Origin of the sequence: Pseudodesulfovibrio sp. JC047 (assembly GCF_010468615.1) — a bacterium.
In the GTDB taxonomy this organism is placed as follows: Bacteria; Desulfobacterota; Desulfovibrionia; order Desulfovibrionales; family Desulfovibrionaceae; genus Pseudodesulfovibrio.
This window is the reverse complement of the sequence record NZ_WUEH01000022.1, coordinates 35400-60631: the sequence shown is the minus strand read 5'-3', so window position 1 is coordinate 60631 and position 25232 is coordinate 35400. Positions and strand designations below refer to the sequence as shown.

The following is a 25232-nucleotide window of genomic DNA, read 5'->3' as shown; positions in this document are numbered from 1 at the left end:
GGAGGTTTTTTCAATGACAATACATGAAGTGTCCAAGGCTCTTGCCACCATAGGGTGTGTGTCCATGACCACGTTGGATAGCAATTCCATGCACAGTCGTATCATCAGCGTCTGTGGGGGCGATGAGGACGGCATCTATTTCCTTACCACCACAATCAAGCCCTTCTATCGGCAGCTGAAGGCAGACCCTCGTGTCTCGCTGTGTGGCATTTATCCGAGTGGTCGCAAGGACGGGAAGAATGCGGATGGTCAACCCTATTTTGCGCCCGGATTTTCCGTGCGGATTTCCGGGACGGTCCGGGAAGTGGCTCAGGGCGAGATGGAACAGAAGGCTGACAGAGGAAATGCCATGATGCAGTATGTCTTGGAGGATCAGGCTCGGTATCCGGCCACTCGGTTGTTCTGCATTCACGCGGGCAAAGGTGAAATTTTCGATTTTGATTTTGAAGAAGAATTTCGCGATCATAAACTTCTGCGTACCCGGTTTTCCTTTGGCGGAATGACCCATAATGACGCGGGATGCTGGATTACCGATGCGTGCGTGCGGTGCGGTGAATGTCTGGAGGTCTGTACCTTCAAGGCCATTGCTCCGGGCGAGCCGTATCGGATTGTGGGGGAACGATGTGACGAGTGTGGCTCGTGCGCCACTGTGTGCCCTGCGGATGCCATCGAATTCCCGCTGACCTTATAGTTTCTTTCTTGTGAGAGGGTTGCCAGAAATTGGGCAAACGCGTACTCATAGCCGATATGTCACGATTTTTTCTGGTCCTTCTTTTTGTCTGTCTGTGCCCGTCATTTGCCGTGGCCGAGACCCAGTTCAGCACGGGGCAGCCCGATTTCATGCTGACCGCGCCAACCAATGTGAGCAAGGGATTTCATCTGGAAAGCAGCTTTGATTATGTGGGGAAGGCTGATTTTTCCAATGGCCTTGGCGGCGTGGAGGTCTTTCGGGTTGGGCTGACGGCTGATTATTCGATTTTTCGTCTTTCATATATGGCCTCGGATTTCGCCTGGTCCCGTCCTGCCAGCGTGTCTTCGAGCATGAAAACCGGGAGCCAGACTGTGCCCTGGGATTTGTTGCACGACGTGACCTTTCAGGTGCGGATGCTCAACAATACCATTGGGGATCGGTGGCGGTATTGGGTTAATGGCGAAGTGGCATCCTCCTTCGAGACAACGTTTCCCGGTACGGTGGGCGTGGGTTTTGACGGCGGGATCGCCTATGATTTCTGGGAAGGATGGATGCTGGGGTTGACCGCAAGGACTGTAGCCCTTTCCCCCTTGAATCAGGATTTGTTTGGAGAAACCGAATTTGGGCTGGCCGTGGCCGTCTCGCAAAAGACGTTGCGCAAGACCTTGCGGGCCTTGGGATTGTTCGAAGGTTCGGTCGAGGGACTGGAGTCCATCAATTTTAGTTTTGCCCTGTCCCGGGCCGAAAAGACCTATCGATTGGATGCGGGGAATTCGGTGAGTCCGAGTGGATATCTCGGCATGGTCCGGTCCAAGGTGGGCGTGTACATGGACTATGCACCCAATGACGATGTCGTTATTTCTCTTGGTCCGGAATATCATTATTCACGGGAATACAAGCTCTATAATTCTGCGGGGTCGCTCAGAAATTCCTATCGATTGGACAACGCTTTTGGCGGGTTTGTTCGTGTGTTGTGGAAATTTTAATAAGCGCAAAAAAAACGGACAGGGTATCCCGTCCGTTTCTCACTGTCTTTTGAAGGGAAAAATCGTTATCCCTGCACGCCCATGTAATTGACGGCCATGGTCCAGAGCTGGCTGAGTTCATCGTCCGTCAGGGAGTATCCCTTGGCTGCCACGAATTCTGCCATTCCAGCCTGATCCTTGATTCCCTTGGCTTCATCGACCAAAGTCGGGTTGGACATCACGTCATTCACCAGGCGTGTTACTTCATCTTCACTCACGAGCTTTCCTCCGAATGCTTTATTGCACTTTAACCACAGTGATGCTGTTTTTTGGTGATCCTTCAACCATCCGATCACTGTAGACCATGTAGACGATGACGTTTCGTTTTTTGTCATAAAAACGGACGACCTGCATGGATTTGAAGACCAGCGAAGTGCCTTTCTTGAAGACCCTCTTTCCGTTCATCTTACCACTTCGGATTTTTTCGGGCACGGTGATGTCACCGGTGCAGACACATTCGATCGAGGCGTCAGATGGATCTTCCGCCACACCTATCATCCCTTTGACGCCCCCTTTGCGGGCGCGGCTCAGGTAACAGGTGACTCCCGGAATGTCCGGGTCGTCAAAGGCCTCGACCACGATGTCGTCATCGCGGGAAAACATATGAAAAACAGTGTCCACCATGCCGATGGTTTCCGAAGACACCGGAGCGGGTACCACCATGCATACCAAAAAGGCAAGCATCAATACGCGGGTGAGACGGCCAATGGCCGAATGCCGTTTCCTCATGGGATAAATGTAGGATTGCATTCCGGCATGAGTAGCAAGAGCCGGTCTTGAATGCAAGGTTTGGGCGTTTTCTTTTTGGGGGACGTGCGTGTCGCGGCGGGCCTGCCGAGGTGATTCCCGGATCGAACTGAAAAAGAAAAACGGGGAGAGACCGTTGTCTCCCCCCGTTGGTATGGTGTGTTGCCGGTTAGGCTTTGGCTTGTTTTTTTGGTCTGTTTTTAAAGGAGTCCTGAAGCGAGCAGAGGCAGGGAACCACCACCAGTGTCAGGATGGTCGCGATACCGAGACCGAAGATGACGGCCACGGCCATGGGGCCCCACCACTGGGCACTTTCACTCCCCGTATCCAGACGGAAGTTGATGAAGTCGAAGCTGACGCCCGTTGCCATGGGGACCAGCCCCAGAACCGTGGTGATGGCTGTGAGCAGGACCGGACGGAATCGGGTCAGTCCGGCTTCGATGATGGCGTCGCGAGCGTGAATGCCACGGTCCTTCAACTGTTCATAATAGTCGATGAGCACGATGGCATTGTTGACCACCACGCCTGCGAGACTGAGCACCCCGACGCCGGTCATGATGACGCCAAAGGCTGTTCCCGTAATCAACAGTCCGATCAGGACTCCTCCCAGTGACAGAATGACCGCAGTCAGAATGATGAACGGGGTGGAGATGGAGTTGAATTGGGTCACCAGTACGATGAAGATCAGGAACAGGGCCGCAGTGAACGCGGTTTCAAGGAATGCAGAGGCGTTGCGCTGTTCTTCCTGTTCGCCGGTGAACTGATAGCTGTAGCCACGGGGGAACTCGAATTTTGCCAGTTCGGTTTCGATGTCCGCGATGACGTCTTCGGCCAGACGACCGGACACATCGGCTGACAGAGTGACCACGCGTCGTTGATCAATGCGGTTGATGCCACCCAGACCGCCGCCCAGTGTGATTGTACACAGACTGGTGATGGGAATGGGTTCCCCCTTGGGACCGGAAACAGTGATGCGCTTGATGTCTTCAAAGGAGTCGCGGTTTTTCTTGGGAAGTCGGGCAACGATGTCGTATTCATCTTTGCCTTCGCGGTAGACACCGACCTTGAATCCGTTGATGGCGGTCTTGACGGCTCGCGAAATGGTATAGGCGTCAAGCCCGAGCAGCGCGGCCTTTTCCTTGTCCACATTGACGCGAATTTCCGGTTTGGCGGCCACATAGTCGTCCTTGAGGTCAACCATGCCGGGGATGTTTTTGATGGCGCGTTTGATGGACCCGGCCAATGCCCCGAGTTTGCGCAGATCGGAGCCATATATTTCGAGATTGACGGGGTCGCCAGTGGGCGGTCCCATCCTTTCCGCTTCGGCCTGGATTTCCACCCCACGAATGGCGGCCTGGAGTCGGCTGCGGATTTCATTGGTGATTTCGGATGAAGGTCGTGAACGGTCCTGCAAGTCCAGATAATCGAGTTTGACCAGACTGTAGTGGGTCCCGACCTTGTCGTGAGATCCGGATTCGCCGGTATTGGCGATGACATATTCGATGTCTTTGTAGTCTTTGGTTATTTCTTCGACAATGCGGACGAATTGGTCCGAGGCCTCAAGGTTGGTACCCACAGGGGCCTTGAGTTTGACTTCGGTGCGTTTGGGTTCTGTGGTGGGCAGGAATTCCACGCCCTTGCCAAAGGCACCAAAGGCCACGATCGAGAAGACCAGGAAGCCGAAAGCTCCGCCAAGCACGGTGAGCCGGTGGTCCAGCGACCATTCCAGAACCGGTTTGTACAGGGCCTTGAAACGGTCCAACATGCGATCAATGGCGCTGGGTTTGTCCTGTGCGTCCTTTTTAGGGATGCCTTGGAACTTGGCGGACAACACCGGGTTGATGACCAGAGCCACGAACAGGGACGCGAACAGGGCGATGATAACCGTGATCGGCAGATAGCTCATGAATTCGCCCATGATGCCGGGCCAGAAAACCATGGGGAAGAAGGCGCCGACTGTGGTCAATGTGGAGGCGATGACCGGCCAGGCCACTTCATCCGTGGCGTCGCGGGCCGCCTGGATTCTGGTTTTGTCCATGTGCATGTGCCGATAGATGTTTTCCACGACCACGATGCCGTTATCCACGAGCATTCCGAGGCTGAGGATGAGCGAGAACAGCACGACCATGTTCAGTGTGATGGATGAGATATCCAAGACCACGAACGTGATGAGCATGGATAACGGGATGGCCAATGACACAAACAGGGCCGATCGGCCGCCGATAAAGGCGAAGACCACGATCAGCACCAGCAACAGGCCGGTGATGATGTTGTTTTCCAGGTCTGTAATCATGTCGCGGATGTCATCGGACTTGTCCGCCGTGAGATTGATGTTCAATGACGGGGGCAGGATTTCCTGTTCTTCCTTGAGGATCTGTTTGACCGCATCATTGATCTCGATGATGTTTTCACCAGCCCGTTTCTTGACCTCGATGGTCACGGATTGTTTGCCGTTGAACCGGCTGATGGAGGTCGGGTCCGCGTAATGGTCACGGATGGTGGCGATGTCTCGAAGATAGATCGGTTTTCCATCCTGCACATAGACGACGATCTGGTCGATTTCGTCCGGGGTCTTGAAGTCGGCGGGAACCCTGACAAGGTATTTGGCCTGTCCGATTTCCACGGAGCCGCCTGGTGTATTGACGTTGGCGTTGCTCAGGGATGACAGCAGATTGGAGAGCGGGATGTTGTAGAACGCCACGCGGTCCATGTCGAATTCGACGTGAATTTCCCGCTCAAGTCCACCGATGATCTTGGCTTCCAGCACGCCGGGAACCGTTTCAATCTGATCTTCCAACCCTTCGGCAAAGACCTTGAGCCGTTTCAGGCTGAATGGCCCTGAGAGGACCACGTTCAGGATGGGCAGTTCCGAGAGGTTTACCTCGTTGATCGTCGGTTCGTCCGGCAAATCCTGCGGCAGATCGGGTTTGGCCTGATCCACTTTATCTCGCACTTTTTGCAGGGCGTCGTCGATGTCCACTCCGGGATTGAATTCCACTTTAATCAGGGAAATGCCGTCATCCGAGATCGAGGATATTTCCTTGGTCCCGGACAGCCCGGTGAGTTTGCGTTCAATGGGCATGGTCACCAGGGTTTCCATGTCTTCCGGGGCCACGCCTTCAAAATTCGTTTGTACGAAAATGTAGGGAATGGTGATATCCGGGTCACTTTCTCTGGGCAGGGAAGCATAACTCGCGAGACCCGCTATAATGATGAAGACCAGCAGGACCATGACGGTTGACTGCCGGTTGAGAGCCGCTCTGTTGATGATCATTGTGCGTTCACCTTGGTCCCGTCTTCAACGAGTGTGTGCCCGGAGACGATTTGTTTTTCGCCAAGGGAAAGCCCTTTGACCACTTGCGCTCGTTCGCCTTCAATGACACCGAGTTCGATGGTCCGGGCACGGGCAACCCCGTCTTCTTCAACGTAGACCAGTCGTTCGCCGCCCTGATTGATGATGGCATACAGCGGGGTGGTGACCGTATTTTTCAATACCCGTCGTTCCAGAGAAACTCGGGCGAGCATTCCCGCGCGGATGGCTCCGTCCGGGTTGTCTGTAATCACGCGGGTTTCAAAGGTTTTGGATGCGTTGTCTGCCTTGAAAGAGATGAATTCGACGATCCCTTTCCACACGCGGCCCGGGATGGCGTCCACGGTCACGGTCACTTCCTGGCCTTTCTTGATATACGGAATGTCCATTTCAGGGACGTTGACCGTGGTCCGGATGACGGAGGGATCAACAATATCCACGATTTTGTCGCCAGCGTTGACCCGTTCTCCCCGGTCCACATACAGGTGATTGATGATTCCGGAAACTGGCGCACGCACCACGCCGTACTCGACGCTGACCTGCATTTCACGCAAGGAGGCTTCAGATTTGGCCAGCTCGGCCTCCATTCGGTCGAATTCTTCCTTGGCTAACACGCCCTTTTTCAACAATTCTCGACGACGGCGTAACTGCTCGGTCACGAGCTTTTTCGTTGCTTTTGCCTGGTCGAACCGAGCGCCACTGGAGGACACGTCTTGACGGGCGATGAGCGCGTTCTTTTTAACGCGGTCTCCTTCTTCGACGCCCAACCAGATTACGGTGCCGGGACTCTCGGACGACACGCACACGTCTTCATCCGGTTCGGTGGCTCCGGGCAAATTGATTCGGTCGATGAGGGTCACCGGTTCAACCACTTTAGTGGCAACTCGGATCGCCTTGGACTCGATCATTTTGGCTTCGGTGGGGGTGTCGTTACACCCGGCAGTGACAAGGGCAACAGCGCAAAGCACTGCACTCATGAAAAATCTATACATCATGCTGTTTCTCTTTAATGGCTTTGAGTCCGCCCAGGGCGAACGTTGTCAGAAAATCGGTCGTGGAATCGAGGTCTTCCGCATTTTGAATGGCGAATTTCGGGTTATCCATGGCCATGAGGAAATAATGGGTTGTTATTGATGTGGCGGCGATACACGCGTTGTGTATGATTTCTGGGTCTTCGCATGGAGAGACTAGATCCGTGATGAGAGGATAAATGAAGTCTTTTTCAAGCTCCTTGTGACATTCGAAAACTTCAGGATTGTGGTTTTCTGCCGTGAGTTCCTGAAGAATCAGCCGGGCTTTTTTTAAAGAGGTTGTTCCTGTCTCATTGTAAATGCAAAGTGCTCCCAGTTCGGCGTGGATGTATTCTCTGAACTTGGCTTGGGGGGTGTCTTTCGAGGCCATGCGTTGACGGAGTGCCGCTTTTTCAACGAATTCCTCCATCCATAGCCCGAGGGCCTTGTAAAAGAGATTCTGTTTGTCTCCAAAATGATAATTGACTGCTGCCACATTGACGTCTGCTGTCGTGCAGATGTCGCGGATCGTTGTTTTTTCATATCCTTTTTCACAGAAGACACTGCTTGCTGCAAAAAGGATTTTGTCTCGCGTGTTTTCTTTGCTCATGATTTTCCTCTACACCAGTATTTAATCAGCATTTGAAACAATGTTTGAATCATCCGTATAGAGTCGTTGTTGTTTGGTGTCAATCAAAATTTTAAACAATGTTTGAATCAGTGTTTGGATTGGGTGGAATCAGCCCGCTAAACTCCTCGACGGAACGGGGTGGGACATGCTACTGAATTTCCAAAAAAGAAAGGGGCTTTTCGGTTTTTTTCTTTTTTCCCGCCCGGCACCCTGACTATGTTGGTCAAGGCCATTTCCCACCGGGCGGTTTTTTCCATTGAAAAACGGGAGAGTATAGATGGATAAGTACGATAAGCAGGCCTTGCAGGTCGCCAAGGAAGTGGTCATCAAATTTATCGAAGTCGGGCGGATTTCCCCGTCGAATTTCGGGCAGAATTTTGACGTGATTTATAAGGACGTCATGCGGACTATTACGGGCGAGACTCTGGGTGATGGATCTCGCGAATCGGAATTGGTGGAAGAAGGCGAGTAGATGACCAAACCTGAATGTCAATCGGTCACAGGAGCAAGCACTCACGCAGAGCACGGTAAGCGGGTTGCCGACATGTTCGGTCGCATTGCCGGGTGGTATGATTTCCTCAATCACGCACTGTCTTTGGGACAGGATATTTATTGGCGGTATCGTTTGGCCAAGGCCGCGCGCCCGGAACCCGGGGGCATGATCCTTGACTTGGCTGCCGGGACCATGGACGTGTCCGTGGAATTGCTCAGGCAATACCCGGATTGTCAGGTCGCGGCATTGGATTTTGCCTTGCCCATGTTGGAAAATGGCAAAGCCAAGAAGCTCAAGAAGGGCCGGGAGCAACGGATTTTCCCGGTGCAGGCCGATGGTCGGGCCTTGCCGCTTCCCGATGCCTCCATGGCTGCGGCGACCATTGCTTTCGGTATTCGAAATATCTTGCCGCGTGAAGATGCCTATGCCGAATTTTACCGGGTCTTGAAGCCCGGGGCACGGCTCTGCATTCTCGAATTCGGCACTGGGTCGAAACGGGTTTGGAAAGGGCTGTATAATTTGTATCTCGACAAGATCCTTCCCTTTATTGGTGATCGTATTTCTGGCGATCCGGACGCCTATCGATATCTCGCTGAAACCATCAAGCAGTTCCCAGATGAACGGGCGCTCGGCAACGAGTTGCTTTCCGCCGGTTTCGAGCGAGTGTATAACGTGCCGATGCTGTCAGGTATCGTGTATTTGCATGTGGCAGAAAAACCTGTGTAGGGAAAAGCTGTGCCGGTTTCGGCGAACGGACGTTGTCCTTGTGTGGACAAGGCAGGGGTTATAACGATAAAGAGCGACCAAACGAAATGATAAGCAGGCCGAGAATAATGGCGGCCAATCCGATGAACCTCAGAAATTTCGGTGGCTGTTCCGCGAGTCGGATGAGCATGAGCGGCATCTTCTCGGCAAAGAGAAAATACGGGATGCCTTCGAAAACCAGAGCCAACCCAATGGCAAGGATGAGAAGTGACCAGTCGATGTTCATGGCGAAAGAATAGCCATAGAAGACCGTCTGTGTCCACCCGGATGGGTGATACGGAGAATAATGATGATTTCTTTGAATGAATTGAAAAGCAAGGCCGACAGTATAGCCATTGTCGGACTGGGCTATGTGGGATTGCCTTTGGCCGTGGCCTTGGGACGTCATTTCCACGTCATTGGTGTTGATATTTCCGAAAAGCGTGTGGCCGAGCTGAATCAGCGAATCGACCGCACGAATGAGGTTGATTTTTCCACAGTCGGCGACGATGTTGATCTGGAATTTTCCGCCGACCTGGCCGACTTGAAAAAGGCCCGGCTTGTTATTATCGCTGTGCCCACGCCCATCGATGAATTTCGAAGCCCTGATCTGCGTCCGGTCAAGGGAGCCACGACCTCTGTCGGTCAATATCTGCAACCCGGAACCGTGGTGGTTTATGAATCCACAGTGTATCCCGGACTGACTGAAGAAATCTGTGTACCGATTCTCGAAGCCGAGTCCGGTCTGAAATGCGGTGAAGATTTTTGGGTCGGCTATTCGCCAGAACGGATCAACCCGGGCGATCAGGTGCATCGGCTGGAAACCATCGTGAAAGTGGTTGCCGGACAGACCGAAGCGTGCGGAGAGCTGTTGCAGCAGGTGTATGGCATGGTCGTGGAGGCTGGAACCCATCTTGCCCCGAATATTCGGACAGCCGAGGCAGCCAAGGTTATCGAGAACACGCAACGCGATTTGAATATCGCCCTTATGAACGAGTTGTCCCGGATTTTCGACACCATGGGCATCGATACGCTGGATGTGCTTGAGGCCGCTGGCACCAAATGGAATTTTCTTCCTTTCCGTCCCGGTCTGGTGGGCGGACACTGCATCGGGGTCGATCCATATTATTTGACCTTCAAGGCCGAGGCCATGGGCTTTCATCCCCATGTCATACTGGCTGGGCGCGAGATCAATGACACCATGGGCAAGTTTATTGCCGAGTCAACCATCAAGCGGCTTATCAAAAATGATTGCAAAGTCAGAGGCGCGCGGATTGGCGTGCTCGGTTTGACCTTCAAGGAAAATGTTCCGGATTTGCGCAATACCCGCGTGGTGGATATCCTTGAGGAGCTGAATGAGTACGGTGTGGACGTCTTGGTGCATGATGCGCAGGCCGATCACGACGAAGCTCGTGACGTTTTGGGTGTGGAATTGTGTGACCTGGAGACCATGCGAGATCTGGATGCTTTGATTTTGGCCGTGCCACATGCGGCATACACCGAGATTCCGGTTGCGGAATTGAAGAAGTGGTTTGCCACCCCGGACACCGCGTTGATTGTGGATGTGAAGGGTATTCTGGACCGTGCGGAATTGGCCGCCGAGCATATCGAGTATTGGCGACTATAAATGGGTTTCATGCTTTTAGTAATAACAGCGACATCCAATGAGATGCAGGCCGTGTTTCCCGACGCTCCCCGAGTGGAGCAGGGTGAGACGGCGGAGTATGAATGCAACGGACGCACACTGCTTTTGGCCGTGACTGGCGTCGGATTGGTGAATGCTTCGCTCATGACCGGCCTTGTGTTGGGGCGGGACGATGTGGACGGTGTCATCAATTTCGGTATTGCTGGGGCCTATGATCTTGATGAATTCCCCATGCTTTCCACCTGTTATTGCTGGCAGGAGACGTGGCCTGAATACGGATTGCTGGATGAAGAAGGCAATGTTGACCCCAAGGGAATCAATTTTCCCCAGGGAAAGATCAACGACCAGCTTATTTGGAATCGAGTCAAATTGAATCCCGTCAATGATGCTGAAACCATGCATGTGACGTTGGGTCAAAAATGGCTGCGCGCGTCATCCGTGACGGTCAGCAGTGTTACGGGCACGGCTGAACGGGCCGGGTGGCTCAAGCTGGCCTGCAATGCCAATCTGGAAAATATGGAAGGCTTTGGTCTGGCATTTGGTGCCGGGCGCATGGGACTGCCATTTTTGGAGGTGCGAACCATCTCCAATCTGGTCGGCTCCCGAGAGGCTGAGGACTGGGATTTGAAAGGTGCGCTGAAGGGGCTTGGCCTCGCTGCCAACCAGCTTTTTACGGCGTAGAACGGGGCTTGTCCCTCAACCCGCAACCTGACATAGTGTTAAAGATATGGACGAACTTTTACGATGTTTTCAACGGGAACTTCCCGGCATAAATGACTTTCTCGACCAGGAAGCCGATCAACTGAACGGTCTGGTTCGGGATGTGGCCAAGCATATCATTGGCTCTGGCGGTAAACGGATTCGTCCTATCCTGACAATCCTGTTCGCTCGATCCCTTGGCTATGCCAAAGATGATTTTCACGCCATGGCCTGTTCGCTGGAGCTGTTGCATTCGGCGACCTTGCTGCATGATGACTACCTTGACGACGCTGAATTGCGCCGTGGCCGACCCGCCTCACACCTCGTGTTTGGTCGGACCGAGACCATTCTGGCCGGTGACGCGTTGCTTGCCTTGGCCAACCAGATGGCGTCGCGGTATGGCAATGCCCGGCTTTCCTGGCTGCTGGCCAAGGGAACCATGGAGACTGCGGTCGGTGAAATCGAGGAAATTTCTTTTTCCAAGAATCCGTCCCTGAATCGGGATAAGTACCTTGAGATCATTATTGGCAAGACAGCGCGCTTGATCGAGTGCGCCTGCCGGTGTGGAGCGGCTTTGGCCGGAGCGACCCCTGAACAGGAAGACGCGGCCGGTGACTTTGGTTTGAATCTCGGTATCGCCTTCCAGTTGGTGGATGACGCATTGGATTACGCGTCGCCGACATCCGAGACCGGCAAGCCCGAGGGCGGCGATCTCAGAGAAGGCAAGGTCACGTTGCCATTGATTTTATTGATGGAAAATGGGGATGCCGAACAGAGTGTGACCCTCTTGAGGGCTCTCAAGGAGCAGTCGTTGACCGACGCGCAGTGTCAGGACATTCTGACGCGGGTCCGGGACGGGCGATATTCGGAAAAGACCCGAGAGGAAGCCGCTGCCTATGTGGAGAAGGCCAAGGCCTGCCTGGACAGTTTTGAGCCGGGCGAAGAGCTTGTGGTCCTCAAACAGGCTGCGGATTTTGTGCTGACTAGAACCAAGTAATTTCAGGCCGGTTCCCGGGCAGGGGATCGGCCTTCCGATTTGAATAAAACGGTGGTTGCCGGAGTGTATTGATTTTCGGTAGCCAGTGAGGAGAGAGCAATCATGTTGTGTCGTATCGTCGTTGGACTGAAACAAGGCGTCCGTGACGTGCTGGGCGAACGTGTCGCCCGCAAGATCAGGAGTGAACTCGGCATGGATGTGCAGGATGTGCGCATCGTCAATGTCTTTACTCTGGAAGGAGTGTCACAGGAACAGGTTGATCTTGTTCTGGAACGGGCAGCCCTGCACGATCCGGTGTTGCACGAGGTATCCCTCAAACCGCTGGCCCGTGATTTCGACTGGATTGTCGAAGTCGGATTCCGTCCCGGCGTCACTGACAATGAAGGACGCACCGCGCGGGAAACGCTGGGTGTGGTCCTCGGGTTGGACAAGGTGGAGCTGGAAGCGGTCAAGGTTTATACCTCCAAGCAATACCTGATGTGTGCGGATATGAGCGAAGCCGACATTCAACGTGTGTCACGGGATTTGTTGGCGAATGAATTGATTCAGCGGTATGAGTACAAATCTTCGGGGACGTGGACATCCGAGCCGGGATTCGAGGCCAAGGCCGCTCAGGTTACCGGACAGGCGTCTGACGAAGTGGCGGTGATTCCATTATCGACCATGTCTGACCAGGAGATGACAGATTTTTCTCGGGCCAATACATTGGCCTTGTCGTTGCGGGAGCTGCACGACATTCAGGCGTATTACGCCGATCCGGCCGTGCAGGCTGAACGGACGGCGCGAGGCATGGCTGTTGATCCCACGGATGCGGAGATCGAAGTGTTGGCCCAGACGTGGTCAGAGCACTGCAAGCATAAGATTTTCAGCGCGAAAATTCGGTATGAAAATACGGAAAACGGGACGACCACCGAGTTGTCCAGCCTGTATAAGACCTTTATTCAGGGATCGACCAAACAGATTCGCGAACGCAACGCAGCGACTCGGGATGGCGGTGATTATTGTCTGTCCGTGTTCAAGGACAACGCCGGTGTCATCAGTTTTTCCGACGCCATCAATGTGTGTGTGAAAATGGAAACCCATAACTCGCCGTCCGCTTTGGACCCATACGGCGGAGCCTTGACCGGCATTGTGGGTGTCAACCGGGACCCCATGGGCACCGGTATCGGCGCGAACCTGTTGTGCAACACCGATGTTTTCTGCTTTGCCGATCCGTTTTACGAAGGTGAATTGCCGCCGAGATTGCTGCACCCCCGTCGTGTGTTTGAAGGCGTGCGTGAAGGGGTGGAACACGGTGGCAACAAGTCCGGTATCCCCACGGTGAACGGGTCCATTGTTTTTGATGAACGGTATCTGGGCAAACCGTTGGTCTATTGCGGCACTATCGGCACCATGCCGGTCACCGTGGCCGGAAAACCGTCTCAGGAAAAATGCGCGTTGCCGGGTGATTTGATTGTCATGTCCGGTGGTCGCATCGGAGCGGACGGCATTCATGGCGCGACATTCTCATCTGAAGAACTGCACGAGGGCAGCCCGGCGACCGCAGTGCAGATCGGTGACCCCATCACTCAGCGCAAGATGTATGATTTTCTGATGCGCGCCCGGGATCGTGGCCTGTACAACGCCATTACCGATAACGGGGCTGGTGGTCTGTCGTCGTCTGTGGGCGAAATGGCTGAGGACAGTGGCGGGTTCGATATGGACCTTGCCAAGGCTCCGCTCAAGTATGACGGCCTGAAGCCTTGGGAGATTCTGATTTCCGAAGCCCAGGAACGCATGACCATGGCTGTTCCGCCGGAAAAGATTGACGCATTCATGGCCCTGTCGGAGGAGATGGATGTGGAATCCTCTGTTCTCGGAACATTTACCGATTCAGGGAAATACCTGACACGATACAACGACCGTGTGGTGACGTGTCTCGATATGGACTTCCTGCATAATGGCGTGCCCCAGATGGAATTGTCTGCTGTGTGGAAGCGGCCTGAATTTGCCAAGGATGCGGTCCCGGTCCCCGAGGATCAGGGTGGGCTGCTCAAGGATATGCTCGGCAGGCTGAATATTTGCTCCAAGGAATATGTGGTTCGTCAATACGATCATGAGGTGCAAGGCAAGTCCGCCATCAAACCCATGGTGGGCGTGAAGGCGGACGGCCCGTCCGACGCCGGTGTGATCCGGCCCGAACTCGGTTCGGACAAGGGGTTGGTCGTGTCACATGGTATTTGTCCGCAATTTTCCGATTATGACACCTATTGGATGATGGCTAACGCTATTGACGAAGGGATTCGGAACGCTGTGGCCGTGGGTGGCGACGTCAATTACATGGCCGGTTGTGACAACTTCTGTTGGTGCGATCCTGTTCAATCCGAGTCTACGTCGGACGGTGAGTACAAGCTGGCTCAGTTGGTCCGTGCCAATCAGGCTTTGGCCCAGTATTGCCTCGGATTCGGCGTTCCATGCGTGTCCGGCAAGGATTCCATGAAGAACGATTACAAGGGCGGCGGCCAGAAAATCTCCATTCCGCCGACCGTGTTATTTTCGGTGATCGGTGTGATTCCTGATGTGAACAAGTGCCTGACTTCGGATTTCAAGAAGGACGGCGACCGAATCTATGTGCTCGGCATGACCCGCCCGGAACTCGGTGGCAGTGAAGTGGCGCAGCAGCTCGGATTTTCCAATCCGGATGTGCCTCAGGTTGACCTTGTGTCCGCCAAGACTCGGTATGAAACCGTGTTCGAGGCCACGCAACGCGGACTCATCACCGCCTGTCACGACTGCTCGGATGGCGGATTGGGTGTGGCCTTGGCTGAAATGTGCATTGGTGGCCGACTCGGTGCTGATGTCGATCTGTCCAGGGTGCCGACCTGCGGTGTGATGAACGAAACAGCCGTGTTGTATTCGGAATCCGCTAGCCGGTTTGTGGTTTCGGTGGACAGCGCCAATGCGGACGCCTTTGAAGAACTGTTTGCCGGTCAGGTGTGTGCTTATATTGGTAAAGTCTTTGACTCCTCTCAACTTCTTGTCAAAAATGCCGATAAGACGGTGTTGCGGGAAGGGGTTGACGCTATGGCAGGGGCGTTCAAGGCAACACTTGATTGGTAGGAGGCGAAAGATTTTAGCGAGTACTTTACCTGCTTTCAAAAACCATCTATGAAATATAGAATTATATCGGGAGGGTGATGGCCCTCCCGAGTGTTCTACACGTTACGGGGGTTGGTTCATGTTGAAAAAAGCGGTGTGGTACAAAGGAAGCCTGGGCGTTTTGATGGCTGCTTGTGTCATGACGGTCGCAATGGCGGGCGTTGGCCGAACGAATTCCGGACAATTTGTGGGGTCGGAATCGTGCGGTGAATGTCATGAAGAGGAGTATGGGAACTTCAAGAAATTTGCGAAAAAAGCGCATTCCGGAAAATCCGTCAAGGTCATGGCTGCGGATTTGACAAACGAGGAAGTCGCTGAATGTTATGTGTGTCATATGACCGGATACGGGCGACCTGGGGGGTTTGTCAGTTTTGCGGAAACACCGGGTATGGCCGACTGCGGATGCGAAGTCTGTCACGGACCAGGGTACGATCATGTGGAGGCCGACGGTGATCCGGACTTGATCAAGGGCAGTCTGAGTATGGACGACTGCACTTCGTGTCACAATCCGGAAAGAATTGATGCTTTTGACTTCAAGCCGCTGTTATACGGCGGGGCACACTAAGGGGGCTGTATGAAATTTATTCGAAATTCCCTTGGTGTCAAAATTACGCTTCTTTCTTCAATCCTGACGGTGATTGCATTTGCAGGATTGTTTGCCAACAATTCCATTTCTACCCGAGATCATACATTGCAAGAGGTCGAGGCCTCGGCAGAGCGCGTGGCCGACATGTTGTACATGGCCATCGAAGATCCCATGTCCGTGGGAGACAATGACGGAACGAAAATCAAGTTTGCGGAAATGGCTTCGCGCTATCCGGATACCATGATTTACATGACCGATTACAAGGGCGAAGTGACCTATGCCACCGAGCGTGGCGTCGAACGGAAGAATATTTTTGATCTCCGGACGGAAAATGGTCTTCCCGACCTGATTCAGAACAGCCTTGATGAAAAGATTGTGGCTGGAGAGTTGATGGATATTAATGGCAAATTGCATTTTGCCGAGGTGAAATCCATTGCCAACAGTCTCGAATGTCACCATTGCCACGGCAAAAGTCGTAAAATTCTTGGATCAATGGTTGTGGCTATTGATGTCAGTCCGCAGTTTCAAGCCTTGAAGGACAGCCAACTGAAATCCGCTGCAATTTCTGTCTTTGGTGTCATCGCTTTGCTCGCGGCGCTCATCATTTTCATGCGCCGGGCCATTGTCAATCGAATCTCCATCATCGCCGCTACGACAGAAGAAGTCAGCAAAGGCAACTTGGATGCGAAATTTACGGTGAAGGGGAGTGATGAGTTGGGAGCGTTGTCCAGATATCTGGGAGAAATGGTTGACCAGATCAGAGACCAGCTTCAGTACAATCAAAGCGTGCTTGACGGGATTGTGGTTCCGCTGTTCGTGACGGACAAGGACCTGCATCTTAAATTCATCAATCCGCCGCTTCAGAACATCCTCGGCTTGACTGAAGATGAAGTCCAGGGACGGCGTGTCTCTGACGTCTTTACCTGTGATTCCGAGGACGAAGCGACGTGTAATGCCGCCGATGTCATTGAACACGGCAACCCCGTGACCGGCCGGTTTGTGTATCATCGCGCTGATGGCACGGATTTCCCGTTGCTGTTTGAAGCTTCACCGCTCAAGGATGCAGACGACAAGGCCGTGGGTGTGATCTGTGTGCTCATCGATCTGACCCGTGAAGAAAGAGACAAGAAGAATATCGAGAAGCAACAGCAGAATTTGTTGGTGGTTGCCAATGAGGTGACCGAAGTCGCCAACCGACTCAACGAATCCTCTGATGCCTTGTCCGAGCAGATGCGAGAGCTGGCACGAGGAGTGGATACCACGGCCGATGAGACCAGTCAGGTCGCCACGGCCATGGAAGAAATGAACGCTACAGTCCTTGAAGTCGCCAAAAATGCGTCGGAAACCGCAGAAGCGTCGAATCAGGCGAATAAGGTCGCGGCTGATGGCGGGACAGTGGTCGGTAAAACGGTTGTCGAAATCAATACGGTTGCCGATACCACCGAGAACTTGGCCGAAGCTTTGGGTTCTCTGTCCAGTCGGGCCGAGAATATCGGGAAAGTCATGGCGGTCATCAATGACATTGCGGATCAGACCAATTTGTTGGCCCTGAATGCCGCAATTGAGGCGGCTCGTGCCGGTGAGGCCGGGCGAGGGTTCGCCGTGGTTGCTGATGAAGTCAGGAAGTTGGCCGAAAAAACCATGGATGCGACCAAGGAAGTTGAAGGAGCCATCTCGCTCATTCAACAATCCACGGCAAATGTCGTCAAGGAAATGGACAGCGCCAAGGTGCGGGTAGTGAATACCTCCGGCATGGCGCAGAAGGCTGGAAGTGTGTTGGACGAAATCGTGCAACATTCCAACTCCATTGCGGACCGGGTGAATGGTATCGCTGCTGCCGCAGAGCAACAGTCTTCAACGTCAGATGAAATCAATACCCGTGTCACACAGATCAATGCACTTTCTCAGGAAGTGCTTTCCGGTATTCAACAGTCGAATCGTGGGATTCTGGAAGTGTCTGAAATGGCGCAAAATCTTTCTGAGCTGGTTGCCAAGTTCAGAAATTAGACCAAATTGTCCGTACTTTAAGGGGAGAGCAACAGTGTTGCTCTCCCCTTTATTTTGTCTTGCAGTGAGTGAATATAGTGTTTTTGTTGAAGAAGCCCCGGCTCTGCCTGGGAGGAAAGTTTGCAGGAAATTGAATTCTACGATAGAGGAAAACGTTGTGAATTGAAAATGATTCGTCTTGACAATTACGTATAAAAATAATAGTAATTGTTATTAAATAATACGGAGGAGCTCTCATGACTCATGAGATGGGATTTCGACTTTCCAAACAACGGAAAGTGATATTGGAAGAATTGCAGAAGGTTACGTCGCATCCAACGGCTGATGAAGTCTATGACATGGTGCGTAAGATCATTCCGCGAATTAGTCTTGGGACTGTCTATCGCAACTTGGAATTTCTTTCGACCCAGGGATTGATTTTGAAATTGGGTGGTCCGGGAGAGCAAAAGCGGTTTGATGGTAATGCTGAGCCGCATCCGCATATTCGGTGTGAAGTCTGTACAGCCGTGGCAGATGTCGATTGTGAAATTGCCATACCGCAGCTTCCCGAAGGGCATACCGCAGGGTACAAGGTTTTGTATACCAATGTGGAATTCGTGGGCATTTGCCCAAAGTGTCAAAAAGCACAGCACTAACCACAAATTTTTGACGTACCGTCTTTTGAGACGAATACGAGCCAGGCTGGGATTATCCAGCCTGGCTCGCGTCGTTTTGTGTGTTTTTTGAGGGTGATGGGAAAATGTGCTTGACAGGACTGCTCAAGCTTATTAGTAACTATTCTCATGTTGAATTTAACTGACTTTCGTTATGAATGAAATGATTTGACAGAATGTGTTTGTACGATGTTTTATAATACGACAACACCACTTATTTGGTGTACGTACGTGAAGATAATATGGAATTGAACAGTGCGGTAATCGCAAGACAGGAGGACATACAATGTCACTGAAGGGAACTCAGACTGAAAAGAATATTTTGACCGCTTTTATCGGCGAATCTCAGGCTCGGAACAAGTACACCTACTTTGCCAGCGTGGCGAAGAAAGAAGGGTACGTCCAGATTTTCAATATATTCACAGAGACTGCCAACCATGAGAAGGAACACGCCAAGCGTTTGTTCAAGTTTCTCGAAGGTGGCGATGTCGAAGTGACCGCAGCCTTCCCTGCCGGAAAGATCGGGACCACGTTGGAGAATCTGTACGCTGCCGCAGCTGGTGAAAAAGAGGAGCATGAATGTATGTATCCTGATTTTGCCAAGATCGCTCGCAAAGAGGGTTTTGAGGATATTGCCTGTGTGATGGATAATATTGCCATCGCTGAAGCCTATCATGAGGAGCGGTACAAATCATTGATCGCCAATATCGAAGCGGGCACAGTTTTCAAGAAAGAGGAAGCGGTCGTGTGGCGGTGTCAGAATTGCGGTTACAACCATACCGGCCCCTCGGCCCCCGGCAAATGTCCGGCCTGTGATCATCCCCAGGCTCATTTTGAACTCAAAGATACCAACTGGTAAACCATTATTCTAAGGAGAGACGCTATGGGAATCAAAATCGGTGAAGTGTACAAATGTGAGGCGTGTGGCAATATCGTCCTCGCTATCCATGCAGGTGCCGGCGATCTGGTTTGTTGTGGACAGGACATGGTTTTGATGAGCGAAAATACGGTTGATGCAGCCGTGGAAAAACATGTTCCCGTGATGACCAAAGATGGTGATACCATTACCGTGAAGGTGGGCGATGTCGCGCATCCCATGGAAGAAAAACATTATATCGAGTGGATTGAAGTGAATGTTGGTGACACCTGTTTCGTCAAGGCGCTCAAACCAGGCGATGCACCGGAAGCCTCGTTCTGTGCCTGTGGTTTGACCGGCGACATTGCTGTCCGGGCCTATTGTAATTTGCACGGACTTTGGGCTGCCTAGTTTCGACAATTGCCTATTGCCCTGGCAGTGGGCTTGAACCGTATACAGAAAAGGGTGGGCTGTTGGCCCGCCCTTTTTATCCAGCTATTTTGGGGGAGAATTCATGGCAAAACCAGAAGAAATGTATCAATGTCAAACAGTTAATTGTGGATATTTCTATAACCCTGACAAGGGTGACCGAAAGGGAAAGATTGCCAAAGGGACCCTGTTTACAGACCTTCCGGACGAGTGGCGGTGTCCTGTGTGTGGAGGAACAAAAAAATGTTTTCGTCCATTGATGGGCCCGGGGTCAACAGCGGCCGACTGTGAATTGCCGGTCGAATCCGATCCTGATACGTTGACAGCGGCGGCAGCGACTGCGAACATGTCCGACCAAAAGGAGAAAGAACCCATGCAGAAATACGTCTGTGAGATTTGTGGCTATGTCTATGATCCCGAACTGGGCGATCCTGATTCCGACATCCCGGCGGGGACCAGTTTTGAAGATATCCCCGAAGATTGGACGTGTCCCATTTGCGGTGCGACCAAGGAAAGCTTTGTCCCTGAAGACTAGTTTTGGAATGAGAGTTGTTTAACTCCAGGCGTGGCACGGTTCGCGTTTCTTTTTACTTTAACGATTGATTGACCGTTCAATGTGGAGAACAGTATGAAGCCGGTTGAAATTAAGAAAGACATTTTTTGGATTGGTTCGGTGGACTGGAATCGTCGCAATTTTCATGGCTATTCCAATTCCCCGTATGGCACCACCTACAACAATTTTTTGATTCTGGACGAGCATGTCACACTGGTGGACACTGTTGCCGAAGAATTTTGGGGCACCCTCCAGTGCAACATTGCGCAGGTGCTGGGCGATCGGACCATTGACTATTTTGTCATCAATCATCTTGAGCCTGACCATGCCGGGTGCTTGGCATTGGCCATTGAAAAATACAAACCCAAGAAGATATATACCTCACCCATGGGACAAAAAGCCATGATGGCCCATTTCCATTACAAGGATTGGCCTGTCGAGGTGGTGCCTAACGGCACGGAAATCAGCATCGGTACGCGGCATCTGTCGTTCCTTGAAACCCGGATGCTGCATTGGCCGGATTCCATGCTGACCTATTGCCCCGAAGACAAGATCGCTTTTACCAATGATGCCTTTGGGCAGAACTGGGCCACATCCGAGCGGTTTGCCGACGAGGTCGAGCGCGTGAAGTTGGAAGAGTTGATGCGGTTTTATTACGCCAATATCGTGCTGCCATACTCCCCGGTGGTCATCAAGACCATGAAGCTCTTGAAAGAGATGAATCTCGAAATCGACATGCTGTGTCCGGATCATGGTCTGATGTTCCGTGGCGAAGACTGCCAGTGGGCCATGGATAAATATGTGGAATATGCCGAACAGAAGCCCAAGAAAAAGGCTGTGATCGTGTATGATTCCATGTGGCATTCCACAGAAAAAATGGCTGTGGCCGTGGCGACCGGACTGGTTGACGAAGGCATATCCGTGCGACTCATGTCCATGAAGAACAACCATCATTCCGAAGTCATGCACGAGGTGTTCGACTCGGCTGCCGTGATCGTTGGTTCGCCGACACACAATAACGGCATCCTGCCGCTCATGGCGGATATGTTGACCTACATGAAGGGCCTGCGTCCGCAAAACAAGATCGGTTCCGCCATTGGTTCCTTTGGATGGTCCGGCGAATGCGTCAAGGTCCTGACCCAGTGGTTGAATGATATGAATATGGACGTGATTGATCCCGTGAAAAACCAATATATTCCGGATCATGACGCGCTGGGCAAGTGCTATGAACAGGGCAAGACCATTGCCGCTGCCATCAAGGCCAAGTTGGATTAAGCCCATCCTCGGGACTGTTCAGCCGGTGTGGTGAACAGCTTCCTCGTCTTTGCGAAACAATGATCGCCCCGAAAGTCCATGACTTTCGGGGCGATTCTCATAGCAAATGTCTGTCTCGATTTGAAACGGGATTTTTGCGTCCAATCAGGATTTGGGGATATTTCGTGTCAGAAATCGATCCAGTTGGTTGGTGAATTGTTGTTTGTCCTTGGAACCAATGGGCGGGGGACCTCCAGCGACCATGCCGCCGCTTCGCAGTTCCTCCATCAGATTGCGCATTCGGAGCAATCCTTTGACATTGTCTTCGGTGTACAATTCTCCCCGAGGATTGAGACCTGTCGCGCCTTTGGCGACAATGGCGTCCGCAAGAGGAATATCCGCAGTGATGACCAGATCTCCGGGAGCGACTTGTCGGACGATTTCATCGTCTGCCTCGTTGAATCCAGCGGGGACCACGAGGGTCTTGATGAGCGGAGATGTCGGGACAGACAGCGAAATGTTGGCGACCAACGTGATGTGAATTTGCCGACGAAGAGCAACCTTGAACAGAATGTCCTTGATAACATTGGGGCAGGCGTCTGCATCGACCCAGATATGTGGTGTCATGAATGTCCGGCCCTTACTCCGGGAGTATTTCCTTGACCCGCCCGACCTGTCCGTCTTCGAGTCGGACCTTGATGCCATGAGGATGGGTCGGAGATTTGGTCAGGAGTCTGGCGACAATACCTTCGGTGAGTGTGCCGGTCCGTTGGTCCTTTTTCAGGACAATATTGACACGCAAGCCGGGCTTGATGTCTTTTCTGTTTTTGCCGTCCATGATGGGTTCCTGTGAAAGATGGACGCACGTCCAGAACAGGTGGGTAACCTTGTTCAGGGAAAGCGACCTTCGGGTTATTGCCAGCGGCCTTTCTTGTGGCTGAATATCTGGCGATTGGGGATGATTGAGACGGGAATGAATTCTCCGGAACGACACTCTTCGGGCGAAGAGCCGATGGCTGCCATGACCATTTCCTGATAGCTCAGGACCGCGACATATGGAATGGTTTTCGAACTGGATCGGCGGACTTTACAAATCACGGTTTCGTGATCAATGGCATGATATAATGCTTTGTACCGTCCGTCAGACAGTTTGGTGATCATCATGCGGGATTTTGACAAACGATGATTTTCATCCATGGCCTTGACGCGCACCTTGGCGAACCTGGTAAAATCGGCATGTTTGCGTGCCAAGTCATGGTCGAGATAGGCCGGAAGATTTGTGCTGGAGACCTTTGGCAGTGTGGTGGGCGTGGCAATGGCCACTTCCGTTGCAACGGTTGGCTCTTGTGCCAATGCAGCAGACACGAAAAAAGCCCCAGTCAGAAATGCGGCTAAAACAGCGGATACAGCAAATGTTTTCATAGCGTTGAGTCCTCTAACCAGAGCAGTAAGGTTGGGCGACCGTGTCGCCCAACCTGTATAGTATAGCTCTACTTGGTTTGGATTTCAACCCTACGATTCAATCGACGGCCTTCTTTGGTGGCGTTGTCGTATTTCGGATTGGTTTCGCCATAGCCCTTGGCTTCCAGGCGAGATGCGTCAACACCGTTGTCGGTCATCCATTTCACGACCGAATTCGCACGACGTTCGGACAGACCCTGGTTGTACATTTCCGCACCAGTGGAGTCCGTGTATCCCGAGACTTCATACATGGCGGAAGTATCTTCTTCCAGAATCATCTTAGCCTGTTCAAGCACGGGCACCATTTCGTCGGTGATTTCGTATTTGTCGAACCCGAAGTTCAGGTTGAAGGAGACGACTTCCTTGGCCATGGGGGTTACGACCGGGACAGCAACCGGGTCAGCTACGACATCATAAAAGACATCTTCAGCATATTGATCCATAGCGGCTTGGTCCATCAGGGTGCCTGCATCAGCGACAACGGAACAAGGAAATGCGTTTCTGATGCCGTTGATAATGGTGTCTCCGGCAGGAGTGTCGGCAAAGCTGACAACATGCACGCACAGGTTGTCACCATAGGTTTGATGCAATTCCTGGGCAACGCCGACCGGATCGGCACCGATATTGGATTTTCCATCGGTGAAGATGACGAGTGCGGTTTTGCCGGACATGCTTGCAACGACCGGGGCGACATCGGCCAGGCCGTTGCCCATGGGCGTGTTGCGGTTGAAGATTTCAAAGTCTGTGTTGATTTTTGTAATGGCCGCGTCAACTGTTGCCTTGTTGTAGGCCTTGGGAGGGCACACCGTGTCAAATGGGGCAAACATGAAGACCGCCGAATTATAATCAAGATCGGGGATAGCCTGGTTCATGGCGCGCATGGTTTTGACGGCCATTTCGATTTTCTTTTCGCCAAGCCCATCGTGGGTCATGGCCATGGAGCCGGATTGATCCACAAACATGATGAAGTTATCGACTTGTTTCACCATTTTTGCATTTGCAGTCGCGGCCATGGCAAACGTGAACACCATGACTGCGGCAAGGGTCAACATGAGCATTTTTCTCGATTGATTCATAATTCCACTCCTTTAGAGATCCTTTTCTCAAAAAAATATTAAAGCTGGTGCCACATGTTTACTGAACATACGCAAGAGTGACGCATGGTGCAAGGGGGAGAGCGAAAAAATAACATCAAGATTCAGTGAAAAGTTTGCAGCACAGGAGGCCGTGTTCGGGTTGCGTCTCCGCCCCTAACACAGTATGTATAGTTGTTTACACCGCGATGGTGTCCTCTTTTTCCGACAACAAGGAGATCGCATGTATATAGTTACGGGTGGCGCAGGATTCATCGGCAGCGCCATGGTCTGGAAGCTCAATCAGATGGGCATTGATGACATCCTGATTGTCGACAATCTTTCGACGAGCGATAAATGGAATAATCTCGCAGGTTTGCGATATCAGGATTATTTGCATCGCGATCAATTCCTGAAATTTATTCTCGAAGGAGACGACCAGTTCGAGACCGAAGCGGTGATCCATATGGGGGCATGTTCTTCCACCACGGAGCTGGATGCGGATTTTCTCATGGAGAACAATTATCGCTACACGCAGTATGTGTGCCGTTTCTGCCTTGCCCACAATGCGCGCTTCATCAACGCGTCCAGTGCGGCAACCTACGGCAATGGAGAATTCGGATTCAAGGATGATCACGCCGGGATCGATCGGCTGCGGCCTTTGAACATGTACGGGTATTCAAAGCAGTTGTTCGACCTCTGGGCCAAGGATTCCGGGATTCTCGATCAGATTGTTTGCCTCAAATTCTTCAATGTGTTCGGGCCAAATGAATATCACAAGGATGACATGAAATCCGTCATCTGCAAGGCGCATAAGCAGATTTTGGAGACCGGCACGCTCAAGTTATTCAAGTCCTATCGTGAAGAATATCCCCATGGCGGCCAGAAGCGCGACTTTGTGTATATCAAGGATTGTGTGGATATCATGGCGTGGTTCCTGGAACACCGGGACACAGGGGGGATTTTCAATATCGGAACCGGCACGGCCAGGACATGGAACGATCTGGCCAATGCGGTTTTCGCCGCGTTGGAGAAGAAGCCAAATATCGAATATATTCCGATGCCTGAATCTATCCGTGATAAATATCAGTATTTTACTCAGGCTGATATGTCCAAGTTGGCGGCGGTTGGCTGTGATGTGCAGATGACCAGCCTGGAAGATGGGGCCAAGGATTACGTGCAGAACTACTTGAACCAGGATAACCCGTATCTGCGTTCCAGATAGGGTGA

26 protein-coding genes and 1 pseudogene are annotated in these 25232 nt (G+C 52.3%); 17 read left to right on the top strand and 10 right to left on the bottom strand.

The window, feature by feature from the left end; genetic code table 11:
• Positions 1–13: 13 nt before the first annotated feature.
• Together GO013_RS13635 and GO013_RS13630 are read left to right on the top strand one after the other, a co-directional pair.
• The gene (locus tag GO013_RS13635; protein ID WP_163812028.1) at positions 14–691 is read left to right on the top strand and encodes a 4Fe-4S binding protein; all 678 of its coding nucleotides are present in this window, start codon (positions 14–16) and stop codon (positions 689–691) included.
• A gap of 56 nt (positions 692–747) precedes the next feature.
• A complete protein-coding gene (locus tag GO013_RS13630; RefSeq protein ID WP_163812026.1) occupies positions 748–1677 on the top strand; it encodes a hypothetical protein in 930 nt (309 codons plus the stop codon).
• A 65-nt stretch (positions 1678–1742) separates the two neighbouring features.
• On the opposite strand, the gene GO013_RS13625 is transcribed toward GO013_RS13630, so the two are convergent.
• The 5 genes from GO013_RS13625 to GO013_RS13605 all read right to left on the bottom strand — a co-directional run bounded on the left by GO013_RS13625 (position 1743) and on the right by GO013_RS13605 (position 7393).
• A complete protein-coding gene (locus GO013_RS13625) occupies positions 1743–1934 on the bottom strand; it encodes a Nif11-like leader peptide family natural product precursor (RefSeq protein WP_163812024.1) in 192 nt (63 codons plus the stop codon).
• A 19-nt stretch (positions 1935–1953) separates the two neighbouring features.
• Positions 1954–2400, bottom strand: a complete 447-nt coding sequence (locus GO013_RS13620) for a CreA family protein (RefSeq protein WP_343219572.1) — start codon at positions 2398–2400, stop codon at positions 1954–1956.
• Between the two features lie 232 nt (positions 2401–2632).
• Positions 2633–5737 carry an efflux RND transporter permease subunit gene (locus GO013_RS13615; RefSeq protein ID WP_163812022.1) on the bottom strand — a complete coding sequence of 1035 codons (3105 nt, stop codon included), beginning with the start codon at positions 5735–5737 and terminating at the stop codon, positions 2633–2635.
• Complete coding sequence (locus GO013_RS13610) at positions 5734–6768, bottom strand: efflux RND transporter periplasmic adaptor subunit (RefSeq protein WP_163812020.1); 1035 nt, start codon at positions 6766–6768, stop codon at positions 5734–5736. The genes GO013_RS13615 and GO013_RS13610 overlap by 4 nt, the downstream gene beginning before the upstream one ends.
• Entirely contained in the window at positions 6758–7393 is a 636-nt protein-coding gene (locus GO013_RS13605; RefSeq protein WP_163812018.1) for a TetR/AcrR family transcriptional regulator, read from the bottom strand. The genes GO013_RS13610 and GO013_RS13605 overlap by 11 nt, the downstream gene beginning before the upstream one ends.
• Positions 7394–7691: 298 nt before the next feature.
• On the opposite strand from GO013_RS13605, the gene GO013_RS13600 reads away from it, so the two are divergent.
• Together GO013_RS13600 and GO013_RS13595 are read left to right on the top strand one after the other, a co-directional pair.
• Entirely contained in the window at positions 7692–7886 is a 195-nt protein-coding gene (locus GO013_RS13600) for a hypothetical protein (protein ID WP_163812016.1), read from the top strand.
• Positions 7887–8633: a ubiquinone/menaquinone biosynthesis methyltransferase gene (locus GO013_RS13595; RefSeq protein ID WP_163812014.1), complete on the top strand. Its 747-nt coding sequence runs from the start codon at positions 7887–7889 to the stop codon at positions 8631–8633. It abuts the gene before it with no gap.
• Between the two features lie 58 nt (positions 8634–8691).
• Here GO013_RS13595 and GO013_RS13590 read toward each other — a convergent pair whose 3' ends face one another.
• Positions 8692–8898, bottom strand: a complete 207-nt coding sequence (locus GO013_RS13590; RefSeq protein ID WP_163812012.1) for a DUF2065 domain-containing protein — start codon at positions 8896–8898, stop codon at positions 8692–8694.
• Between the two features lie 63 nt (positions 8899–8961).
• On the opposite strand from GO013_RS13590, the gene GO013_RS13585 reads away from it, so the two are divergent.
• From GO013_RS13585 to GO013_RS13535, 12 genes and pseudogenes are all read left to right on the top strand, one after another.
• Complete coding sequence (locus GO013_RS13585) at positions 8962–10278, top strand: nucleotide sugar dehydrogenase (protein ID WP_163812010.1); 1317 nt, start codon at positions 8962–8964, stop codon at positions 10276–10278.
• Positions 10279–10977 carry a futalosine hydrolase gene (mqnB, locus tag GO013_RS13580; RefSeq protein ID WP_239057870.1) on the top strand — a complete coding sequence of 233 codons (699 nt, stop codon included), beginning with the start codon at positions 10279–10281 and terminating at the stop codon, positions 10975–10977. It abuts the gene before it with no gap.
• A 46-nt stretch (positions 10978–11023) separates the two neighbouring features.
• Complete coding sequence (locus tag GO013_RS13575) at positions 11024–11992, top strand: polyprenyl synthetase family protein (RefSeq protein WP_163812009.1); 969 nt, start codon at positions 11024–11026, stop codon at positions 11990–11992.
• Positions 11993–12094: 102 nt separating this feature from the next.
• Complete coding sequence (locus GO013_RS13570; RefSeq protein ID WP_163812007.1) at positions 12095–15091, top strand: phosphoribosylformylglycinamidine synthase subunit PurS; 2997 nt, start codon at positions 12095–12097, stop codon at positions 15089–15091.
• Positions 15092–15209: 118 nt separating this feature from the next.
• Positions 15210–15695, top strand: a complete 486-nt coding sequence (locus GO013_RS13565) for a cytochrome c family protein (RefSeq protein WP_163812005.1) — start codon at positions 15210–15212, stop codon at positions 15693–15695.
• Between the two features lie 9 nt (positions 15696–15704).
• Positions 15705–17723 carry a methyl-accepting chemotaxis protein gene (locus tag GO013_RS13560; RefSeq protein WP_163812003.1) on the top strand — a complete coding sequence of 673 codons (2019 nt, stop codon included), beginning with the start codon at positions 15705–15707 and terminating at the stop codon, positions 17721–17723.
• Between the two features lie 236 nt (positions 17724–17959).
• On the top strand, positions 17960–18358 hold the full coding sequence (locus GO013_RS13555) for a transcriptional repressor (protein WP_163812001.1): 399 nt from the start codon (positions 17960–17962) through the stop codon (positions 18356–18358).
• Between the two features lie 304 nt (positions 18359–18662).
• A complete protein-coding gene (gene rbr / locus GO013_RS13550; protein ID WP_163811999.1) occupies positions 18663–19235 on the top strand; it encodes a rubrerythrin in 573 nt (190 codons plus the stop codon).
• Positions 19236–19259: 24 nt separating this feature from the next.
• On the top strand, positions 19260–19643 hold the full coding sequence (locus GO013_RS13545) for a desulfoferrodoxin (RefSeq protein WP_163811997.1): 384 nt from the start codon (positions 19260–19262) through the stop codon (positions 19641–19643).
• Positions 19644–19746: 103 nt separating this feature from the next.
• A pseudogene (locus tag GO013_RS17435) lies at positions 19747–19962 on the top strand (rubredoxin); the annotation flags it as partial.
• Between the two features lie 72 nt (positions 19963–20034).
• On the top strand, positions 20035–20196 hold the full coding sequence (gene rd / locus GO013_RS17275; protein WP_239057873.1) for a rubredoxin: 162 nt from the start codon (positions 20035–20037) through the stop codon (positions 20194–20196).
• Positions 20197–20289: 93 nt separating this feature from the next.
• Positions 20290–21489, top strand: coding sequence for an FprA family A-type flavoprotein (locus GO013_RS13535; protein WP_163811993.1), 1200 nt, complete (start codon positions 20290–20292; stop codon positions 21487–21489).
• A 144-nt stretch (positions 21490–21633) separates the two neighbouring features.
• Here the strand turns inward: GO013_RS13535 and GO013_RS13530 are convergent, their stop codons facing one another.
• The 4 genes from GO013_RS13530 to GO013_RS13515 form a co-directional block, all read right to left on the bottom strand.
• Entirely contained in the window at positions 21634–22095 is a 462-nt protein-coding gene (locus GO013_RS13530; protein WP_163811991.1) for a YaiI/YqxD family protein, read from the bottom strand.
• Between the two features lie 13 nt (positions 22096–22108).
• Positions 22109–22306, bottom strand: a complete 198-nt coding sequence (locus GO013_RS13525) for a YwbE family protein (RefSeq protein ID WP_163811989.1) — start codon at positions 22304–22306, stop codon at positions 22109–22111.
• A gap of 74 nt (positions 22307–22380) precedes the next feature.
• Complete coding sequence (locus GO013_RS13520) at positions 22381–22890, bottom strand: hypothetical protein (protein WP_163811988.1); 510 nt, start codon at positions 22888–22890, stop codon at positions 22381–22383.
• A gap of 68 nt (positions 22891–22958) precedes the next feature.
• Positions 22959–24005, bottom strand: coding sequence for an OmpA family protein (locus tag GO013_RS13515; RefSeq protein ID WP_163811986.1), 1047 nt, complete (start codon positions 24003–24005; stop codon positions 22959–22961).
• A gap of 241 nt (positions 24006–24246) precedes the next feature.
• Here GO013_RS13515 and rfaD point away from each other — a divergent pair, with 241 nt between their 5' ends.
• On the top strand, positions 24247–25227 hold the full coding sequence (gene rfaD, locus GO013_RS13510; RefSeq protein ID WP_163811984.1) for an ADP-glyceromanno-heptose 6-epimerase: 981 nt from the start codon (positions 24247–24249) through the stop codon (positions 25225–25227).
• Positions 25228–25232 lie beyond the last annotated feature (5 nt).

What these genes read in the sequence shown, in the direction of transcription:
- GO013_RS13635 (WP_163812028.1), top strand. Translation starts at nt 14, where the DNA reads ATGACAATACATGAAGTGTCCAAGGCTCTTGCCACCATAGGGTGTGTG.
- GO013_RS13630 (WP_163812026.1), top strand. Translation starts at nt 748, where the DNA reads ATGTCACGATTTTTTCTGGTCCTTCTTTTTGTCTGTCTGTGCCCGTCA.
- GO013_RS13620 (WP_343219572.1), bottom strand. Translation starts at nt 2,400, where the DNA reads ATGCTTGCCTTTTTGGTATGCATGGTGGTACCCGCTCCGGTGTCTTCG.
- GO013_RS13615 (WP_163812022.1), bottom strand. Translation starts at nt 5,737, where the DNA reads ATGATCATCAACAGAGCGGCTCTCAACCGGCAGTCAACCGTCATGGTC.
- GO013_RS13610 (WP_163812020.1), bottom strand. Translation starts at nt 6,768, where the DNA reads ATGATGTATAGATTTTTCATGAGTGCAGTGCTTTGCGCTGTTGCCCTT.
- GO013_RS13605 (WP_163812018.1), bottom strand. Translation starts at nt 7,393, where the DNA reads ATGAGCAAAGAAAACACGCGAGACAAAATCCTTTTTGCAGCAAGCAGT.
- GO013_RS13600 (WP_163812016.1), top strand. Translation starts at nt 7,692, where the DNA reads ATGGATAAGTACGATAAGCAGGCCTTGCAGGTCGCCAAGGAAGTGGTC.
- GO013_RS13595 (WP_163812014.1), top strand. Translation starts at nt 7,887, where the DNA reads ATGACCAAACCTGAATGTCAATCGGTCACAGGAGCAAGCACTCACGCA.
- GO013_RS13590 (WP_163812012.1), bottom strand. Translation starts at nt 8,898, where the DNA reads ATGAACATCGACTGGTCACTTCTCATCCTTGCCATTGGGTTGGCTCTG.
- GO013_RS13585 (WP_163812010.1), top strand. Translation starts at nt 8,962, where the DNA reads ATGATTTCTTTGAATGAATTGAAAAGCAAGGCCGACAGTATAGCCATT.
- mqnB (WP_239057870.1), top strand. Translation starts at nt 10,279, where the DNA reads ATGGGTTTCATGCTTTTAGTAATAACAGCGACATCCAATGAGATGCAG.
- GO013_RS13575 (WP_163812009.1), top strand. Translation starts at nt 11,024, where the DNA reads ATGGACGAACTTTTACGATGTTTTCAACGGGAACTTCCCGGCATAAAT.
- GO013_RS13570 (WP_163812007.1), top strand. Translation starts at nt 12,095, where the DNA reads ATGTTGTGTCGTATCGTCGTTGGACTGAAACAAGGCGTCCGTGACGTG.
- GO013_RS13565 (WP_163812005.1), top strand. Translation starts at nt 15,210, where the DNA reads ATGTTGAAAAAAGCGGTGTGGTACAAAGGAAGCCTGGGCGTTTTGATG.
- GO013_RS13560 (WP_163812003.1), top strand. Translation starts at nt 15,705, where the DNA reads ATGAAATTTATTCGAAATTCCCTTGGTGTCAAAATTACGCTTCTTTCT.
- GO013_RS13555 (WP_163812001.1), top strand. Translation starts at nt 17,960, where the DNA reads ATGACTCATGAGATGGGATTTCGACTTTCCAAACAACGGAAAGTGATA.
- rbr (WP_163811999.1), top strand. Translation starts at nt 18,663, where the DNA reads ATGTCACTGAAGGGAACTCAGACTGAAAAGAATATTTTGACCGCTTTT.
- GO013_RS13545 (WP_163811997.1), top strand. Translation starts at nt 19,260, where the DNA reads ATGGGAATCAAAATCGGTGAAGTGTACAAATGTGAGGCGTGTGGCAAT.
- rd (WP_239057873.1), top strand. Translation starts at nt 20,035, where the DNA reads ATGCAGAAATACGTCTGTGAGATTTGTGGCTATGTCTATGATCCCGAA.
- GO013_RS13535 (WP_163811993.1), top strand. Translation starts at nt 20,290, where the DNA reads ATGAAGCCGGTTGAAATTAAGAAAGACATTTTTTGGATTGGTTCGGTG.
- GO013_RS13530 (WP_163811991.1), bottom strand. Translation starts at nt 22,095, where the DNA reads ATGACACCACATATCTGGGTCGATGCAGACGCCTGCCCCAATGTTATC.
- GO013_RS13525 (WP_163811989.1), bottom strand. Translation starts at nt 22,306, where the DNA reads ATGGACGGCAAAAACAGAAAAGACATCAAGCCCGGCTTGCGTGTCAAT.
- GO013_RS13520 (WP_163811988.1), bottom strand. Translation starts at nt 22,890, where the DNA reads ATGAAAACATTTGCTGTATCCGCTGTTTTAGCCGCATTTCTGACTGGG.
- GO013_RS13515 (WP_163811986.1), bottom strand. Translation starts at nt 24,005, where the DNA reads ATGAATCAATCGAGAAAAATGCTCATGTTGACCCTTGCCGCAGTCATG.
- rfaD (WP_163811984.1), top strand. Translation starts at nt 24,247, where the DNA reads ATGTATATAGTTACGGGTGGCGCAGGATTCATCGGCAGCGCCATGGTC.